Below are 17,986 nucleotides of genomic sequence, written 5' to 3' on the forward strand. Positions count from 1 at the left end.
ATCTCGTGGCCGTTCTGCCTGGCCCAGTCGCGGATGGCCTTGGTCTGCTCCTTGGAGCGCCCCTCGCCCGCAGCCTTGACCGGGCTCGACGCGGCGGCCGAGCGCTTGACGCGCCCGCCGGTGCGGCGCGCGGCCTCGATGAACTCGGCCAGCTCGTCGCGCAGCCTGCTCGCGTTTGATTCGTTCAGGTCGATCTCGTAGCGCACCCCGTCGAGGCTGAACTCGACGGAGCGGATGTCGTCACCGGTCGAACCGTCCAGGTCGTCGAAGAGCTGGACAATTGTCTTCTGAGCCATGGGGGGCACCTCGTGTGAGCATGGTTGTTGCTTGTGGACGGGAAGTTAGCAGCAAGAAGCATTCGACGGAAAGCTGACCCGCCGAAAAAGATACGGTTCGTCCACCATCCGGCAACTCACACCCGGTCGTGTTCGACTGATTTACCACCCCTGGGCCGGATAGGGGTACCTTGACGCGCCCTCGGGCTTTGTCCGGCTCCCGCCCACACAGGGAGCCCACCTGGGGGAAAGCAGCCGCTTTCCCTTTCGCGCACGCGATATCCGCCACCGGCGATTAAACCCCATTGCCCACGCGGGCGCAACGCGGCAGGTGAACCGGCGGAAACAGGACGTGGACGGCTCGGGGCAGGTCAGACCCCCGACCCGGCGCAGGTCCCACTTCGGGCGGCCGAACCGGCACCGCGGAACCACGCCGACCGTACCGGCGGGTATCGGATCGGCGGATGCCGGTGGGCGAGACCCGTGCGAGCACCGCGCCGGACCGAGAAGTGGGAATGGGAAGCGGTGCCACCGCCTCGCCCGCACCCCGCCGAGCACACCGCGCCCACCGCCATACCACCCCGCTTTATCACCGCGCGACAGCCCGCCTTCCCGGTCGATTTCCCGGGCAGTTCGGCGGAAAGTGTCGGTTCCCGGACGCAGCGTCGCCCGCGCGCCCCGGCGGGAACGCCAATGAGCCGGGTGCGAAATCAGGCGGCCACCCGCACGCGGACATGACCGGAACCGCACGCGCGGGACGTGGACGCGGTGGAGGTGTTCCCGGGCGCGTTGTTCTCCGGCGACTCCAGCGGCGAAGGGGGATCGGCTCGCGGAGCGGCGATCGGGTGGCCGAGCCGGTGCCCGCGCATTCCGGAACGCCCACTCGACGGCACGGACGCGGTGACGAGCGGGCGGGGAAGGGACTTCGACGGCGATCCGGGGCCGGACCGCGCGGCCCGGCCCCGGGTGGTCGTCAATCGGTGACGGCGCCCAGGGTGTTCCAGAACAGCAGCTCGTAATTCTGCAGCAGGCGGCCGTAGCCCATGGCGCGCTCCTCGGTCCACCCGTCGTCCAAGGCCTGCTGGAGCGCCACGACGTACTGGGCCTCCAGCTCGGGGACGGGGGTGGCGAAGAAGTCGAAGAACGCGGTGCCGGTCTCGTCGAAGCCGTAGTGCTCGCGCAGGCCCGCGGAGATCGACGCGCAGTAGCCGCCCCACGCGGCGAAGTTGGCCAGGATGGCCAGCAGGGCGTCGCGCGGGTTGCCGTTGAGGGCCAGCCAGGCGAGGTAGGACGGGTAGGCCTGGCAGCCCGCGCGCGGCTCGGTGGGGGCGTCGGGGTCGAGGCCCGCGGCGGTGGCGAAGTCGCGCAGCCTGGCCAGGGCCACGCCCTCGCCACCGGCCAGCGCGGAGAAGACGTCGCGGGCGGCGGGGTCGACGGCCTGGGCGGCCAGGGTCAGGAAGGTGCGCCAGTCGCTGGGGACGATGCGCAGCTCCTCCTCGGCCAGCGCGCGCAGCGCCGCGAGCGGCGCGGCGCCGGAGGCCACCCGGGGGACGAACAGGTTCTCGTGCTCCCCCGGGAGCAGCTCCCGCTGCGCCCGGGCCAGCAGTTCACTCGCGGATCGCGTCATCGCATTCCCTTCGGCGGAAACCGGGCGCCTGCGGACCACCCGGGCACCACGAAGCGTAGATCAACGGCGGTGGCACGACGCCGACCAGGCATCGACCGACGCGAGAGGTCTAAACCAAAAATAATGGTCTAGACCTTGACGCGCCCAACCCCGGTCAGCTTGAGTAATCCTCACCACACGGTGGGTCACCGTGCCCACCACGTGCCGGTCCGTCCACGAAACGGAGTGATCACGTGTCGAGAACCCGCTTCCTCGCCCTCCTGTCCGCCCTCGCCGCCGCCGCGGGCCTCGCCGTCGCGGGCGCGGGCCCGGCCACCGCGGCCGACTGCGCCGCGCCATGGAACCCGGGCACCGTCTACGTCGGCGGCAACACCGCCTCGCACAACGGGCACAACTGGTCCGCGAAGTGGTGGACGCAGGGGGAGACCCCCGGCTCCGCGCAGGTCTGGGCCGACGCGGGCGGCTGCGGCGGCACGACCCCGCCGGACAACCCCTCCGGGTTCGTGGTCGGCGAGCAGCAGTTCAACTCGATGTTCCCCAGCCGGAACCCCTTCTACACCTACGCGGGGTTGACCGCGGCCATCAGCGCCTACCCCGGCTTCGCCAACACCGGCGACGACACCACGAAGCGCCGCGAGGCGGCGGCCTTCCTGGCCAACGTCAACCACGAGACCGGCGGCCTGGTGTACGTCAAGGAGATCAACGAGGCGAACTACCCGCACTACTGCGACGCGACCCAGCCCTACGGCTGCCCGGCGGGCCAGGCCGCCTACTACGGCCGCGGACCGATCCAGCTCTCGTGGAACTTCAACTACAAGGCGGCTGGCGACGCCCTGGGCATCGACCTGCTGCGCAACCCGTACCTGGTGGAGCGCGACTCGGCCGTGGCCTGGAAGACCGGCCTCTGGTACTGGAACACCCAGTCCGGCCCCGGCACCATGACCCCGCACAACGCCATGGTCACCGGCGCGGGCTTCGGCGAGACCATCCGCAGCATCAATGGCGCCCTGGAGTGCAACGGCGGCAACCCCGCCCAGGTCCAGAGCCGCATCGACGCCTACCGCAGGTTCACCGCGGCCCTGGGCACGACGCCGGGCAACAACCTCGGCTGCTGACACGCGCGCGTTGTGACGATTGAGTGACGGGGCCCGCGGCGCACGCGCCGCGGGCCCCGTCGTCCGCGGCGTTCCGACCAGGACCGTTTGCAGGTCCTTTGTGGAGTGAGTGACCACCGCGACGGTTTCCGCTGTTCGCCACCGGGCAACAATGTTGGTAGTAATGGAAATTGCCGCCGACTCCCGGAAGGAGACACCCATGACCGTCTTCGACAGCTCCTGGCGGGGGTACCACCGGGGTCAGGTGGACCGAGCCATCGGCGAACTCCGCGCCGCCGCCGCCGAGCACCAGCGCGCCGGGCAGCGCCTCGGTGCGGAGCTGACCACCCTGCGCGAGGAGAACCAACTCCTGCGCGGCCGCCTCGCCCGGATCAGGCGGGCACCGCTGTCGGCGGAGTCGCTGACCGAGCGGCTGACGGGCATGGTCGAGATCGCCAGGGAGGAAGCCGAGGAGATCGTCGCCCGCGCCTCGGCCGAGGCGGCGGACATCCGCGGCCGGGTCCGCGCGGAGGACGAGCACGCCCGCCGGGAACGCGCCCGCCTGGACGCGCGGGCCGCCGCGGCCCGCGACGCGGAGTTCTCCGACGAGCGGGCGGCCCTGGTCGCCGAGCGCGAGGCGCTGATCGCCGACCGTGCCCGCACCACCGCTGAGCTGGCCGAACTCCGCACCGAGACCACCGCCGAGCTGGCGGAGCTGCGCACCCGGACCACCTCGGAGATGGCCGAACTGCGCACCCGCACCCAGGCCGAACTGACCGCGGACCGCCTCCGCACCGAGACCGAGCTGGCCGAGCTGCGCGCGAGCACGGAGGCGGAGCTGACCCGGCTCCGGCAGGCCACCGACGCCGACCTCGCCGCGGCGCGCGCGGAAACCGCCGCCGACAGCGAGCAGACCAGCGCGGACCTGGTCCGGGCCAGGGAGCGGACCGACGCCGAGCTGGCCCGCACGCGCGAGCGGGTCGAGGCCGAGTTGGCCGAACTCCGCGCCCGCACCGGGGCGGACCTGACCGCCGAGCGCGAGCGGGTGGCCGAGGAGATGGCCGAACTGCGCGTGCGGCTGGCCGTCGAACTCGACGTCGAGCGCGCCCGCACCACCGCTGAGCTGGCCGAACGCACCGCCGCCACCGAACGCGAGTGCGCCGCGATGACCGAGGGCGCCCGGGAGCGGGCCAACCGCGTGCTCGCCGCCGCCCGCGCCGAGTTCGCCGAGCTGGTGGACCGCAAGCGCCGGGTCCACGCGCAGCTCGTGGCCAGCCTGGCCACCGTCCGCGAAGCGGGCCTGGACCTCCTCTCGGACCCGGTGCCCACCCCGACCACCTCCCCCCGCACCCCGCCCGCCCCGGTGGACGACGACGACCCGGACCGCACCCTCCCCCGCATCCCGGTCACCGCGGGAGCCTGACCGGCACCACTTCCCGCTGACCCGCGCGGGTGAACCGAGACCCGCGCGGGCAGCCCCCGCCACCCCGCGACCACACCCCCGCGCCGCCCGGCGAGCCCGCGCTCCGACAGCAGGCCCGCGCCGACATGAACAGCGGGCAAACCCGCTCCTGCCCACGTCACGGGCACCCGCCCGCCCCCGTCAGGCTGACCTGCGGGTTCACCGCGGCCCAGGTCCACGCAGCCCTCCCGGCCACCGCCCGCACCGGGTGAGAGCACGGGGCAGCGGCTTTCCGCCCCGTATCCTCGGCAGGCGGTCATCGTTGTGCGGTTGTGCCATGATGTTGGGCCGAACGGGCGATGAGTCGGATACCGATGGTTCCCGCGCGGACCCCACCCGATGCGGCATGATCGCTGTCTGCCGACACAGCGCGACGGCCGGGCGGGCCGGAGCGGGATGAGCGTCCGGGGTGATGGAGACGGAGAACGGCGCGGGCGACCGGGGAGGCACCCGGCCCGACAACGGGACCGGCACCGCGCGCGGTGCCTGGCTGGTGTACCTGCTGGCAGGATTCGCGCTGGTCGTCGTGTACTACCTCACACCCGTCCGCGCCGACGGCTTCCCCGTCCGGGTCGTGCTCTACAGCCTGCTGAGCGGGTCGGCGGCCGTGGCGGTGGGCGCGGGGGCGGCCCGGGCGCGGCGCGGGGACCGGTTGCCGTGGGCGCTCATCGCGGTGAGCCAGGCCACCTACTTCACCGCCGACGCGGTCTTCTACGTCTCGCACTACACCTTCGGGATCACCGCGTTCCCGTCCTGGGCGGACGTGTTCTACCTGGGGCACTACCTGCCCGCCGCGCTCGGGTTGCTGCTGCTCATCCGCAGGCGGGCGCCGGGGCGCGACCTGCCGGGGCTGCTCGACGCGGGGACGCTGGCCGTGGTCGCGGCGATGCTGTCGTGGGTGTACCTGATCGGCCCGCAGAGCAGGCGGGACGCGCCGGTGCTGGTCGAGCTGGCCTCGGTCGGGTACCCGGTGATGGACCTGGTGCTGCTGACCGTCGCGCTCGGGCTGCTGCTGGGCGCGGGCGCCCGGCCGAAGGCGTTCTTCCTGCTGGTCGGGTGGCTGGCGCTGATCCTCACCGCCGACACGATCTATGTGGCGCAGCAGGTGACCGGCACCTACGCGGCGGGCAACTACCTGGACGCGATCTGGCTCACCGGCAACCTCCTGCTCGGGGCCAGCGCGCTGCATCCGACGATGGGGCGGGTCAGCGAGCGGGCCCAGGTGCACGAGGGGCCGCTGAACCCGATCCGGATCGCGCTGCTGTCCGGGGTGGCGCTGCTGGCCCCCGCGGTGCTGCTGGCGCAGTACTTCTCCGGCGCGCTGCGCGACATCCCGGTGGTGGCCGGGGCCTGCGCGCTGCTGTTCCTGCTGACCATCACCCGGCTGGCGATCCTGGTGTCCGACCAGCGCAGGCTGGCCATCACCGACGTGCTCACCGGCCTGCACACCCGGCGCTTCTTCGAGGCGCAGCTACCGCTGGAAATGGCCAGGGCCCGCCGCTCGGGCGGGTCGGTGGCGGTGCTCATCGTGGACGTGGACCACTTCAAGTCCATCAACGACCGGTACGGGCACCCGGCGGGCGACGGGGTGCTGGTGGAGATCGCCGCCCGGCTGCGCTCGACCGTGCGCGGCGGCGAGGTGCTGGTCCGCTACGGCGGCGAGGAGTTCGCCCTGATCGTGCCCAACGCCGAGCTGGACTCGCTGGCGGTGCTGGCCGACCGGCTGCGCGAGCAGGTGGCCAGCGCCCCGATCGTGGTGACCCAGCAGCGGTGGGTGGCGGTCACCGTCTCCATCGGCACCGCGCGCTACCCCACCCACGGCACCAGCCCGGCCGAGCTGGTGGCCATCGCCGACCGCGCCCTCTACAGCGCCAAGGCCGCGGGCCGCGACCGGGTGGTGGTGGCCAGCGACAGCAACCCCGAGGTGCCCGAGGAACAGGAGCGGCCGGAGCCGCACGGCACCGACTACCTGCACCTGGTGGCCGACGCGGTCGACGACCTGCTCGACGACCACGGGCACAGCCGGGCGGTGGCCAGGTGGGCGCGGATGCTGGCGCACGAGTTCGGCTACGACTCCGACCTGGTCCGCCGCACCGAACTGGCCGGGCGGCTGCACGACGTGGGCAAGATCCTGCTGCCGCGCTCGGTGCTGGTGAAGCCGGGGCGGCTCGACGAGGACGAGTGGGAGCTGGTGCGCAAGCACCCCGAGCACGGGTTCCGGATGACCTCGCTGCTGCCGGGGCACCTGGGGGTGGCGCACGTGATCCGCCAGCACCACGAGCGGTGGGACGGGCGCGGCTACCCCGACCGGATGGCCGGGCGCGACATCCGGGTCGAGGCCCGGATCGTGGCGGTGTGCGACTCCTGGGCGGCGATGCGGTCGCAGCGGCCGTACCAGGCGGCGCTGTCGGCCGACCAGGCCCGCGAGGAGATCCGCGCCGCCCGGGGCACCCAGTTCGACCCGGACGTCGCCGACCTGTTCCTGCGGCTGCACGACCGCGGCGCCATCGCCGACCTGCACCTGGTGCACCGCGGCCCCTCCTGAGGTGTCGGCGGTGCCGGGGTGCTCGATCCCGGTGCCGGTGTCGGGCGCGACCACCCGCTCGGCCCCCCAGCCGCCCGATTCGCGCAGTCGAGTGGCCCCCGGTCCGACCCCGGGTGGGATCAGGGTGATCTCCGGGTTCTCCCAGGAGGTGGGAACACCCGCCCGCGCGGCAGGGTGTGCGCCCATGGCGACGAAGAGATGGCGACACCTGCTCGTGTGGCTGCACGTGCTCACCTCGGTCGGTTGGATGGCGCAGGCGCTGAGCCTGTTCGTCCTGCTGTCCGCGAGCGAGGCGACCGACGACCGGGCGGTGCGGATCGCGGCCACCACCATGGCCGAGAAGCTCGACCTGGCCCTGCTGGCGCCGATGGCGAACGCGTCGGCGATGACCGGCATCGTGCTGGCGGCGGCCACCTCGTGGGGCTTCTTCCGGCACTGGTGGGTGGCGGCGAAGTTCGCCATCACCCTGATCCAGTTGTATATCGGGATATTCGTGCTATCCGGAAAGCTGCACGCGGCCGTCGACGCGGCCGCGGCGGGCACCCCGGCCCCGCCCGCCCTGCTGGTCGGGCCCGCGCTCATGGCGGGCGCGATCGCCTTGCAGGCCTGGCTGTCGGTGGCCAAACCGCGCGGGCGCGTGCCCGGCGGGCGCGGGGCCGCCCCGGGCACGGCACCGACCTGGGTGTTCGCGCTCGCCTGCGCCGTGGTCCCCGCCGACATCGCGATCGCGACTGTGCTGGGTAACCCGATGCCGCTACTGTCGTTGGTCACGGTGGTGGTCGCGGTCGGCAGGCGGGCCGCCGCGTCCTCAGTGGACCCAGTGGCACCGGCTCCGGCGTGAGCTGGTCCACACTGGACGACAACCCCGAGGAGACCTCGGGAACTCGCAGGTCGGAGGATATGTGGCGCAAATGGGAAATCTCCGACCGATAGGGGTCGCGCACGGCGACGCCGGGCCCTGGTACCCAGTACGATCGGAGAACCATGGCTAAGGACGGGACCAAGGGTCAAACCAGGGACCACAGCGGCGGCGGCGACCCGGCGCGGAGCCTGGCGCTGCTGTGGCGGGACCAGAAGCGCCCCGCGCGCAGCGGCAGGCGCGACCTCAGCGTCGACCGGATCGTCGCGGCGGCCATCGAGGTCGCCGACGCCGACGGCGTGGTGGCCCTGTCCATGCGCCGGGTGGCCGACTCCCTCGGCGTGGGCACGATGTCGCTCTACACCTACGTGCCGGGCAAGGCCGAGCTGATCGACCTGATGCTCGACACCGTCTACGCCGAGACCGACAAGCCCGAGCACGTGCCGGGCGGCTGGCGGGCGCGGCTGGAGCAGGTGGCCAAGGAGAACTGGGCGCTGTTCCACCGGCACCCGTGGATGCTGCAACTGGGCATCACCCGGCCGCCGCTGGGCCCCAACGTCATGGTCAAGTACGACTACGAGCTGCGCGCCGTCGCCGACATCGGCCTGGGCGAGATCGAGATGGACACGGTGCTCAACCTGGTGGTCGGCCACGCGGAGAACACCGCGCGCCGGGCGCTCGACGCCCGCCAGGTGCAGAAGGACACCGGCCTGACCGACGTCGAGTGGTGGCAGGCCAACGGCCAGGCGCTCGCCGCCCTCATCGACTTCGCCAGCTACCCCACGGCCGCCGCCGTCGGCGAGGCGGTCGGCACCGCGTACGGCTCGGCCTACGACGCCACCCACAACTTCGACTTCGGCCTCCAACGCATCCTCGACGGCGTCGAGGCCCTGCTCGCCACCCGCAAAACCCCCACCGGCGACTGATCCGGCCACCCGGTCCACTGTGTCCGGTGCGCGGCGGGCCCGGTGCGCGGCGGCTCACCCACCGGCCTGAGTGGAGGCGACCGGTCCTGACCCGGAATCCTCGGGACAGGACCGGTCTCCCTCCGACGCCTCGGGTCCGGTCCGCTGTGAGCGGAATGAGCCGAGGGTGAAATCCACTGCGCACCACCCCCGATGCCCACCACGATGACCCGGTGAGCGAACCGGGGTCCAGCGGCGACGTCGTCGACTTCCACCACCGGTACCGGCGCGGGTACCCCCCGTCGCTGGTGGAGGCGGTGTGCGCGGAGTTCGACCTGACCCACCGCGACAGCGCGGTGGACCTCGGCTGCGGAATCGGCCAACTGACCCGCCCGCTCACCCGGCGGCTCCGGGTCGTCCTGGGGGTCGACCCGGAGCCGGACATGGCGGTCGCCGTCAGGGCAACGACCACCGAGGACACCACGCCCACGGGCACCCCCGGTGGCTGTCCGAGGAGTTGTCCACAGGCTCACCGCCGGAGGCCGCGGATTGTCGGTGGTCGTCGGTAAGCTTGAGTCGGAAATGGCGCGCGGGGGCGGACAACATCCTCTGGGCCCTCGGCTCCGATGCCGACCTGCCGGTACTGGCCCAGGTGCTCGGCCCGGCCACGGTCGGCACACTGACCGTGACACACGCCCTGCACCGGATGGACCACGACCGCCTCTTCGCCGAGGCCCACACCCAGCTCCGCCCCGGCAGCGGCGGCGCGGCAGCGGCAGCGGCGGCGGCAGCGGCGGCGGCGGCGGCGGCGCGGCGGCGGCGGTGGTGGCGCGGCGGCGGCGGCGCGGCGGCGGCGGTGGTGGCGGTGGTGGCGCGGCGGTGGCGGTGGGCGGTGGGCGGTTCACGGAGTGGGTGCCGGTTCCGGCGCTGTTCGCGCGGGCGGACTACCGTGGCCGGGTGACCACCGCACACCCCCCACTGCGCTTGCGCGTCTTCACCGAACCCCAGCAGGGCGCGGACTACGCGGACCTGCTCGCCGTGGCCCGCCGGGCCGAGGACGCCGGTTACGACGCGTTCTTCCGGTCCGACCACTACCTGCCGATGGGTGGCGCCGACGGCCTGCCCGGTCCCACCGACGCGTGGATCACCTTGGCCGGGTTGGCGCGCGAGACGGGCAGCATCCGGCTGGGCACCCTGATGACGGCCATCACCTTCCGCCTGCCGGGTCCGCTGGCGATCTCGGTGGCCCAGGTCGACCGGATGTCCGGTGGACGCGTTGAATTCGGCGTCGGCAGTGGGTGGTACGGCGACGAGCACACCGCCTACGGCATTCCGTTCCCGGACCTGGGTGAGCGGTTCGAGCGCTACGCCGAGCAACTGGCCGTCATCACCGGGTTGTGGCGCACGCCGGACGGGGAGCGGTTCTCCTTCCGGGGCAAGCACTACGAGCTGACCGATTCGCCCGCCCTGCCCAAGCCGGCCCAGCGGCCCGGCCCGCCGGTGATCATCGGCGGCTTCGGGGCGCGCAGCACACCACGGCTGGCCGCGAAGTACGCCGATGAGTTCAACCTGCCGTTCGCGGGGATCGACGCGTGCGTCGAGCAGTTCGCGCGGGTGGACGCCGCCTGCGCCGCCGTGGGGCGGGGGCCGTTGGAGCGTTCGGTGGCGCAGGTGGTCTGCGTGGGGCGCGACGAGGCGGAGTTCGTCCGGCGTGCGGCCGCGATCGGGCGGGAACCCGGGGAGCTGCGGGAGAACGGGGTGGCGGGGACGGTCGGGGAGGTCGTGGACGAGATCGGCCGCTGGCGGGAGGCCACGGCGATCAGCAAGCTGTACCTGCAGTTCTTGGACCTGTCCGACCTCGAGCATCTTGACCTGGTTGCCGCTGAGGTGGCGCCGCAACTCTGAGCAGGCTGGGCGCGGTTCACCAGGCGGTTCGGCGTGGCTCCGAGCGGGTCGGTTCGCCGGACTGGTCCGGCACGGACCTGCCCTGCCCAGGCGCCGCCGATCACCGGGGTTGGTGGGCGGTTTCGCCACCGGGTGCGTGTTCGGAGCCCGGGATCTGCGTGGCGCCCGGGCGGGTGGCCGCTGCGCCGGTTCGCCTCGGAGCGGTGGGTGGGCAAGCCGGTTTCGGGTTGGTCGGTTGCGTTCGAGCGGTTGGCGAGCAGGCCGCCGGTTTCGGGTTGGTCGATGGCCACACCGGGTTGCGTTCGAGCGGTTGGCGAGCAGGCCGCCGGTTTCGGGGTTGGTCGACAGCCACACCGGGTTGCGTTCGAGCGGCGATGGGCGGGCCGCCGGTTTCGGGGTTAGCCGGTGGCTACACCGGGTTGCGTTCGGGCAGCGATGGGCGGGCCGCCGGTTTGAGGGGTTGGCCGGTGGCCGCACCGGCTTGCGGGTGGTGGGCGGGCATGTGGCCAGGTGGTCGGCCACTGCGCCGATGGTGTCCAGCGCGGCGGGCGGCCCACACGCTTCTACTCATCCTCACTCAATACCAAATCAGCGTTATGAAACTTCCGTGACAAAATTTGAAGATCTTTTAGTGACGGAGAATGTTCACCTTGTCACAGTCAGTGAGAACGACCTACTCTCACTTTCGGTAGCCCGGCGCGCGGGATTCACCGGTTCCACCTGTGTGTTCAACCCCTGCATCACTCGTCTGTTCACTCAGTGTCGAGGAGGACCTGCCAGTGACGACCACTTTGGCCAAGGCGAAGCGCGCGGTGACCGGCGGCGGCATCGTCGCCGTGCTCACCGCTCTCGCCCTCACGCTTCTCGGGACCAGCAACGCCTTCGCCGTCGACAAGAGCCTCACCTTCTCCGGTTCGTTCCCGCTGATCGGCACGCAGAGCGTGGCGACGGTGACCCACGTGAACGTGCCCGCGTCGGTCAAGCGCGGGACGACGGTGACGGTGCCGTTCAGCATCGACGTCAACGCGGGTCAGACGGCGGCCGACGGCCTGCGGCTGGTCGGTGCCACCCAGATCTCGGGCACCATCACGGCGTCGGTTTCGGTCAAGGCCAGCAACAACACCGTGTACAACGTGCCGGTTTCCCTGCCCATCGGCGCGACCCCGGTCCCGGCGACGGGTCCGCTGACGTTCACGGCTTCCGGCTCGGTGGCCTTCGCCCTCCCGGCGAGCGCCGCCACGGGTCCGGCCACCGTGTCGGTCAACCCGAACGCGTCGTCGCACATCGTCACCAACAGCGCCCTGGGCACGTTCGACGTGGCCCTGACGCTGAGCCCGGCTTCCCAGAACACGACCCTGGGGACCAGCAACATCACCAGTTGACGACAGCCCGGGTCGACGAGGACCCGGGACGGCAGTGATTCCGATGGGGACGGCGGGCGTGGGGACCACGCCCGCCGTTTCCGTCGGAGGCAGGGGGCTACTGCGGGAGGCGGAACCTGATGGGGGGCCACGGGTTCTGCGCCCGGGCCGCCCGCACCCGGGCCAGGAACCGCGACACCTCCGGGTACTCGCCCTCGGCTTCCAGGTAGTACGCCTCGGCTTCGTCGAAGGCGCCGCGCTGTTCGGACATCTGGCCCAGGTAGCCCACCGCCCGCAGCCTGCCCGCGTCGGCGGCGGAGAGGAAGAGGAGTTGGGCGCTGAAGGTGTCGGTCTTGCGGAGGCGGACGCCCAGTTCCTCCACCGCGTCCGACCTGCCCAGCCGGTGGGCCAGTTCGCACCACTCGCCCAGGGCGACGCGGCCCTTGCGGTCGTTGGCGAAGTGGCCGTAGACCAGCAGGGCGTCCATCAGGCCGGTGTTGGCGGCGCGGCGCAGCCAGTGCTCGGCCTCGTCGTGGCGGCCGGGGCGGTTGAGGAGCATCCCGAGCAGGATCATCGCGTCCGAGCGGGGGCAGGAGAACTCCAGGAAGTCGCCCGCCACCACGCCGGGGCGGGCTGAGCCCGCGGGCACCTCCAGGGGCAGGCCGTCGGTCAGCGGCAGCAGTTCGACCTCCAGGCGGTTGCCCTCGATCACCTTGCGCAGCCACCGGTCGGCCTCGCCGCGTTCGCCGCGTTCGATGAGCCTGCGGCCCAGGGCGACCATGGTCTCGGCGTTGCCCGCGTGCGCGCCCCGGCGGGCCCACAGCTCCATCGAGTCGACGTCGCCGGTTTCGCGGTAGAGCTGCACCAGGTGCCCGGCGGCGTCGGCGTTGCCCGCCTCCACCGCGCGCACCAGCCACGGGATGGCCTCGGAGGCCCGGCGCGGCGGGGAGACGTCGGTGCCGCCGCGGAAGAGCATGGCGCCGACGAGGCTCCAGACCGCCGGGTCGGCCGAGGAGTCGGCCCAGCGGACGAGGATGCGGCGGCCGATGTCCTCCTGCTTGGCCCGGTGCGCGGCGAGTCCGACCAGGGGCAGGTCGGTTGGCGCCAGGTGGCGCAGCAGCACCTCCCACACCGATTCCGGCACCGGTGCCTCGGCCCCGTCGACGAGGTAGTCGAAGGCCTCGAAGGTGTCGTCGGGGCGGGTGAGCAGGCAGCCGCCGGTGCCGCGCACCGGTTGGGTGGCCCAGGCCAGCCCGGCGTCGAAGGCGGCCGGGCCGATGGGGGCGTTGTCGAGGTAGTGCCCGTACAGCTCGGCGAGGACCTTGCGGGAGACCGGGGTGGTGCACCCGGCCCGCTTGACGTCCACGGCCGCGGCGACGATCGCGGCGCCGGTGAGGGCGGTGACGTCGTCGGAGTCGAAGCCGCGGTGCCAGCGGGCGGCGGTGGAGCGGCCCGCGCACAGCCGTTCGGGCAGGGCGTCGTCCTCGCTGCGGTCGAGGGCGTCGGCGATGCGCGGGTCGGTGCGCAGGGTCTCGGCGCGGTCGAGTTCGGCGGCGGAGAAGGCGCGGCGCAGGGTGACGGTGGTGGCCGGGCCGAGGACGTCGGCGGCGCGGCGGGCCAGTTCGGCCTCGGCCTGCGAACCGGCGGCGGTGAGGGTGAGCCTGGCCCGGGAGCGCAGCGTGGCGAGCAGGAGCACGTCGGTGCGACCGGCGGGGACCAGGCGGGTCAGGAGGTCCTGGTCGAGGCCGCCGGGGACGAGGAAGCGCTCCAGATCGTCGAGCCAGACGACGGTGTCGGTGGGGGCCGGGTCGGTGGTGGCCCAGGCGCGCAGGTCGGCGGCGTCGCGGGGCTGGACGAGGGTGCGGTCGGGCAGGGTGCGGCGGGCGGCCTCGGCGGCGGTGCGGGTCTTGCCGGAGGCCGAGTCGCCCTCGACGACGACCAGGCCGCCGTCGACGAGCAGGGCGTCGAGTTCGGGGTCGACGTCGCGGGGCACGTACGGCGGTGGGCCCGCGGCGGCGCCGGGCGCGGGCGCGGCGGGGTGCGCCCCGAGCTGCTCGGGGCCGAGGTCGCGCACCCGCGGCCCCCGACCGCGCCTGCCGAGGCGCCTCAAGCCCCGCATCCCGCCCCTCCTCGTCGACTCGCCCACCACACCGTCACACCCGCTCCCGCCCTGTCCCATCGTGGGAGCAACGGGGCGGGGACACCACCCCCAGACGGGCGGGCGCGGGTGCTCGGGCTGAATCGTTATTCGACCGGGCGCGGCGCACCGGTCCGGTCGCCGGATCGTACGCACCCCCGGTCGCCGGGGGTGGTCGGACCGCCGTCCGGCGGTACGGTGATCGGGAACCACGGCGGACCGGGGAAGGGACTTGGCGATGATCGACGCGCACACCCCGGATGCGGAGCACCCGGGCACCGGGGGCGTGGCGGGTGCCGACCCGGCCGCGGGCGATCCGCGGGTGCTGGTGGTGACCGTGCCCGCGGACAGCACCCGGTTGCCCGCCCTGCGCAGGCGGCTGGGCCGGTGGTTGGACGGGCGCGGGGTGACCGGGCCGCTGCGCGACGACGTGGTGCTCGCCGCGGACGAGGCCGTCGCCAACTCGGTGGAGCACGGCTACCGCGAGCGGCTCGGCGGTCTGGTCGGGGTGACGGTGACGGTGCTGGAGGAGTCGGTGACGCTGGTGGTCGTCGACCACGGCGCCTGGAAGCCGCCCGCGCCCGACCGGGAGGACGCGCGGGGCTGGGGGCTGAGGATGGTGGCGGCCCTGGCGGAGCGGCTCGACGTGGTGCACGCCAACGGGAGGACCACCGTCACAGCGCACTTCCGGCGGGACGCCGGGTGCAGGGGTTAGGCTGGGGGCTCGGGATCGGTTGAGCAACCAGCCGCCCGGTGGCGATATCCACCGCGCGATGGAGGGGCTCCCATGCGTACCAACCTGCTCACCACCCGTGTCCTGCGGGTCGGCCACGCCGAGCAGGACGTCGTCTTCCGCGCCACCGGTGAAGTGGACCTCAACACCGGTGCGGAGTTGGACGCCGAACTGGCCGAACTCGCCGCGCAACCGGGCGTGACCGGCGTGGTGTGCGACCTGACGGGGGTCGGGTTCTTCGGTTCGGTCGGGTTGACCGTGCTGCTCGCCGCGTGCGACCGCGGCCGGTTCGTGGTCGTCGCGGGCCCGGGCACGGCCGCCCACCGGACCCTGCAGGTGTCGGGGGTGCTGGAGGCGCTGCCCGTGGTCGACACGGTGGCGGACGGGTTGCTCGCCCTGGCGCGGTGAAGTCGGGGTTTGACCAGGGGGCGGGCCGGGAAGCCGGGGGTCATGTTTCCCGCGGAGAACCTGCGTGACTGGGTCGGTTACGACATCGTCGACCCCGACGGCAAGACCATCGGCTCGCTGGAGGCGGTGTACGTCGACACCATCACCGACGAGCCGAGTTTCCTCACGGTGAAGGTGGGGTTCATCGGCAAGCACCGGTTGGCCTTCGCCCCGGCGGTGGGGGCGACGGTGGCGCCGAAGTTCATCCGGGTGCGCTTCCCCAAGGACCTGGTGAAGAACTCGCCGTCGATCGACACCGACGGCGAGCTGCTGGCGGCCGACGAGCCCAGGCTGTTCGCGCACTTCGACCTGGACTACGGCTCCGGTGTGGAGCGCAGGCTCGCCCGCCGCTGACCGGTTTCCCGAGGCGGCCTCGCGGGAGAGCCGACCGGGGTCCGGCCTCTATGGACGCCCGCGCCCGGCCAGCACGCGCCGCAGGTACTCGTCGGTGGGCACGGAGCGGTTCTGCTCCAGTTCCACCTCGACCGGCGGCGGGTAGGGCTCCCAGCCGCTGATCAGCGCTCGGACCACGACGCCGTCGAGGCGCAGCGCGGCGCTGTCGCCGCGGGCGACCGGGACGTGGATGGGGCGCATGGTGGCCTGGTTCATGCCGATCACCAGGCCGTTGCCGAGCACCCAGCCGCGGGTCTCGCCCGGTGTGTTCTGCGCGCGGAAGCGGATGCGCACGCCGTCGGCGGTGTCGCGGACCTCCCCGCGCGGCAGCTTCTCCACCCGCTCCACGGGCAGGGGGATCGGCAGCAGGCCCGCGGTGAAGGCGGCTGCTGGGAAGTCTCGAACGGACTGTTCGATGCTGGACAGCGCCTCGGGTTCCACCAGGCGGCGGCGTTCGGCGTCGCGCGCCAGCCAGCGGGGCCAGCCCAGGGGGTCCAGCAGCGGGCTGCGGTCGGTCACGGCGCGATCCTACGGTCGTCCGCGCGTTTCCCGGGCGATCGAGGCCGAATCGCTACCGGCGGGTCACCCCGGGACGAGGACGCTCAGCGCGTCGGCCACCGCGGTCGGGGTGGTGCCCTCGGGGTCGATGAGCAGTTCGATGGCGAAGGCGTTGACCACGGCGAGCAGGGTGGTGGCGAAGGTGTCGGCGGGCAGCGGCAGCGGCATCCCCCGGCTGTCGAAGTAGGCGGTCGCCGCGGCGGCGACGGCGCGGCGCCTGCGGCGGCGCGGCTCGACCAGGGTGGCGCGCAGGCGTTCGTCCCTGGTGGCCTGGGCCACCAGTTCCAACTGGAGCTTGCGGTGCACCGGCAGTTCCCGCACCCAGTCGGCCACCAGGCGGCCGATGCCCGCGCGCAGCGCGCTCGGCGGGACGGCCGGGTCGAACACGGTGGTGCCGTCGACGGCCATCCGGTCCGATGTGGCGTCGACCACCGCGGCGAGCAGGTCGGCCTTGTCGGCGAAGTTGGAGTAGACCGCGCCCCTGGTGAACCCGGCGGTGGCGGCGACGTCCTGGATGCGCGTGGCCGCGATGCCCTTCTCGGCGAAGACCGCGGCCGCCGCCTCGACCACCCGGTGCCGGACCTCGGCGCGTGTGGGGCGTGCCATGGCCGCGACCGTACCGGGTATGGGGCCGCGGCGAGGCCGGGTTGTTGACCCGCGGCGGGTTCCCGCCTACGGTGCCCGATACATCCGCGTATCCACTTTGCGTTCCGGGAGGTTACCGGCGGCGTGGACCCCCACATGCTGTCCCGGGACCCCGCGGTCGAGACGCTGTCCGACCCCGGGGACCAGCTCGCCGCTCTGCGGTCCCTGCACGCCGGGGCGCGGGTGCAGGTGCGCTCCATCGAGCAGTGCGACCCGTCGCGGCCCGGCACCCCGTGCGCGGCCCCCGGGTTGCGCGAGCTGCGGGCTGAGTCGCGGACCGCGCGCATCGCCGCGGGGGTGCGCTACCGCACGATCCACCCCGGGTACACCCCCGACAGCATCGCCCCGGTGTCCGGGGAGCAGTTGCGCACGCTGGCCGCGCCGCCGCTGGGCCTGCTGGTGGCCGACGACGACCGGGCGCTGGTGCACGTGGACGGGACCAGCCTGCTGGTGGGCGCTTCGGCGCTGCTGACCGCGCTGGCCCGGACGTTCGAGTCGCTGTGGGCGCTGGCGGTGCCGGTGACCGTGTCGGTGGCCGGGGGCCGGGACCTCGACGAGCGGGACCGGCGGATCGTCACGCTGATGGCCGCGGGCGCCACCGACGACGCGATCGCGCGCAGGCTGGGCCTGTCCCGGCGGACGGTGGTGCGCCGGGTCGCGGTGCTGCAGGAGCGGCTGGGGGCGACCACCCGGTTCCAGGCGGGCGTGCAGGCCGCGCAGCGCGGTTGGCTGTAGTGCGGCGCACTTGCGCCAGAGCACCCCTGTTCCGCGGTGGTGCTCTGGTCAACGGACCGTCCTCTGTGCACGATTCACGCGGTGGGGGGTGGACCGGTGACCCGGTCGGCTTCCCGGTCGGCGTTGCGGTCCCCGCACCGGCGCCGGACCTCGAATCCACGGATCGGAGCGGCAGATGTCCCCCAGCCCGGCTTTGGCACCCGTCCCCGCGAGCACCGGCGGGTCCCGGTGAGGAAGGGGACCGACCGTGCCGTCGTGCTCACCCACCGCTCCCCCGGCCGCGGGACCCGGGTCACCGCCTGACT

18 protein-coding genes are annotated in these 17,986 nt (G+C 73.2%); 13 read left to right on the plus strand and 5 right to left on the minus strand.

Annotation, left to right across the window (positions count from 1 at the left end; translation table 11 throughout):
• Positions 1–296 (minus strand): histone-like nucleoid-structuring protein Lsr2 (locus UO65_RS01830; protein ID WP_035278098.1); only part of this gene is annotated, 296 nt, incomplete at its 3' end.
• A 952-nt stretch (positions 297–1,248) separates the two neighbouring features.
• On the minus strand, positions 1,249–1,902 hold the full coding sequence (locus UO65_RS01835) for a thiaminase II/PqqC family protein (protein ID WP_035278102.1): 654 nt from the start codon (positions 1,900–1,902) through the stop codon (positions 1,249–1,251).
• Positions 1,903–2,135: 233 nt separating this feature from the next.
• Between UO65_RS01835 and UO65_RS01840 the strand changes: the two genes are divergently transcribed.
• The 9 genes from UO65_RS01840 (at position 2,136) to UO65_RS01880 (ending at position 12,054) form a co-directional block, all read left to right on the plus strand.
• Positions 2,136–3,017: a glycoside hydrolase family 19 protein gene (locus UO65_RS01840; protein WP_035278105.1), complete on the plus strand. Its 882-nt coding sequence runs from the start codon at positions 2,136–2,138 to the stop codon at positions 3,015–3,017.
• Positions 3,018–3,216: 199 nt separating this feature from the next.
• Positions 3,217–4,419: a DivIVA domain-containing protein gene (locus UO65_RS01845; protein ID WP_035278108.1), complete on the plus strand. Its 1,203-nt coding sequence runs from the start codon at positions 3,217–3,219 to the stop codon at positions 4,417–4,419.
• A 451-nt stretch (positions 4,420–4,870) separates the two neighbouring features.
• Complete coding sequence (locus tag UO65_RS01850) at positions 4,871–7,003, plus strand: bifunctional diguanylate cyclase/phosphohydrolase (RefSeq protein WP_084175226.1); 2,133 nt, start codon at positions 4,871–4,873, stop codon at positions 7,001–7,003.
• A gap of 184 nt (positions 7,004–7,187) precedes the next feature.
• A complete protein-coding gene (locus UO65_RS01855) occupies positions 7,188–7,844 on the plus strand; it encodes a hypothetical protein (protein WP_035278110.1) in 657 nt (218 codons plus the stop codon).
• Positions 7,845–7,987: 143 nt separating this feature from the next.
• Positions 7,988–8,788, plus strand: coding sequence for a TetR/AcrR family transcriptional regulator (locus tag UO65_RS01860; RefSeq protein WP_035278113.1), 801 nt, complete (start codon positions 7,988–7,990; stop codon positions 8,786–8,788).
• Between the two features lie 212 nt (positions 8,789–9,000).
• Complete coding sequence (locus UO65_RS01865; protein ID WP_035278116.1) at positions 9,001–9,336, plus strand: methyltransferase domain-containing protein; 336 nt, start codon at positions 9,001–9,003, stop codon at positions 9,334–9,336.
• A gap of 2 nt (positions 9,337–9,338) precedes the next feature.
• A complete protein-coding gene (locus UO65_RS35355; RefSeq protein ID WP_052020459.1) occupies positions 9,339–9,728 on the plus strand; it encodes a hypothetical protein in 390 nt (129 codons plus the stop codon).
• A 17-nt stretch (positions 9,729–9,745) separates the two neighbouring features.
• On the plus strand, positions 9,746–10,672 hold the full coding sequence (locus UO65_RS01875) for an LLM class F420-dependent oxidoreductase (protein ID WP_035278172.1): 927 nt from the start codon (positions 9,746–9,748) through the stop codon (positions 10,670–10,672).
• 779 nt (positions 10,673–11,451) lie between these two features.
• The gene (locus UO65_RS01880) at positions 11,452–12,054 is read left to right on the plus strand and encodes a DUF6801 domain-containing protein (RefSeq protein WP_052020462.1); all 603 of its coding nucleotides are present in this window, start codon (positions 11,452–11,454) and stop codon (positions 12,052–12,054) included.
• 97 nt (positions 12,055–12,151) lie between these two features.
• On the opposite strand, the gene UO65_RS01885 is transcribed toward UO65_RS01880, so the two are convergent.
• Entirely contained in the window at positions 12,152–14,152 is a 2,001-nt protein-coding gene (locus tag UO65_RS01885) for an SEL1-like repeat protein (protein WP_152551931.1), read from the minus strand.
• Positions 14,153–14,408: 256 nt separating this feature from the next.
• Between UO65_RS01885 and UO65_RS01890 the strand changes: the two genes are divergently transcribed.
• The 3 genes from UO65_RS01890 (at position 14,409) to UO65_RS01900 (ending at position 15,704) form a co-directional block, all read left to right on the plus strand.
• Entirely contained in the window at positions 14,409–14,885 is a 477-nt protein-coding gene (locus UO65_RS01890) for an ATP-binding protein (RefSeq protein ID WP_052020464.1), read from the plus strand.
• Positions 14,886–14,957: 72 nt separating this feature from the next.
• Positions 14,958–15,311: an anti-sigma factor antagonist gene (locus UO65_RS01895; protein ID WP_052020466.1), complete on the plus strand. Its 354-nt coding sequence runs from the start codon at positions 14,958–14,960 to the stop codon at positions 15,309–15,311.
• A gap of 42 nt (positions 15,312–15,353) precedes the next feature.
• Complete coding sequence (locus UO65_RS01900) at positions 15,354–15,704, plus strand: PRC-barrel domain-containing protein (protein ID WP_035278123.1); 351 nt, start codon at positions 15,354–15,356, stop codon at positions 15,702–15,704.
• Between the two features lie 48 nt (positions 15,705–15,752).
• Here UO65_RS01900 and UO65_RS01905 read toward each other — a convergent pair whose 3' ends face one another.
• Positions 15,753–16,262, minus strand: coding sequence for a hypothetical protein (locus UO65_RS01905; protein WP_035278126.1), 510 nt, complete (start codon positions 16,260–16,262; stop codon positions 15,753–15,755).
• Between the two features lie 63 nt (positions 16,263–16,325).
• The gene (locus UO65_RS01910; protein ID WP_052020469.1) at positions 16,326–16,907 is read right to left on the minus strand and encodes a TetR/AcrR family transcriptional regulator; all 582 of its coding nucleotides are present in this window, start codon (positions 16,905–16,907) and stop codon (positions 16,326–16,328) included.
• Positions 16,908–17,030: 123 nt separating this feature from the next.
• Between UO65_RS01910 and UO65_RS01915 the strand changes: the two genes are divergently transcribed.
• Complete coding sequence (locus UO65_RS01915; protein ID WP_052020471.1) at positions 17,031–17,681, plus strand: helix-turn-helix transcriptional regulator; 651 nt, start codon at positions 17,031–17,033, stop codon at positions 17,679–17,681.
• Positions 17,682–17,986: the final 305 nt, after the last annotated feature.

The organism is Actinokineospora spheciospongiae (assembly GCF_000564855.1).
GTDB classification, from domain to species: domain Bacteria; phylum Actinomycetota; class Actinomycetes; order Mycobacteriales; family Pseudonocardiaceae; genus Actinokineospora; species Actinokineospora spheciospongiae.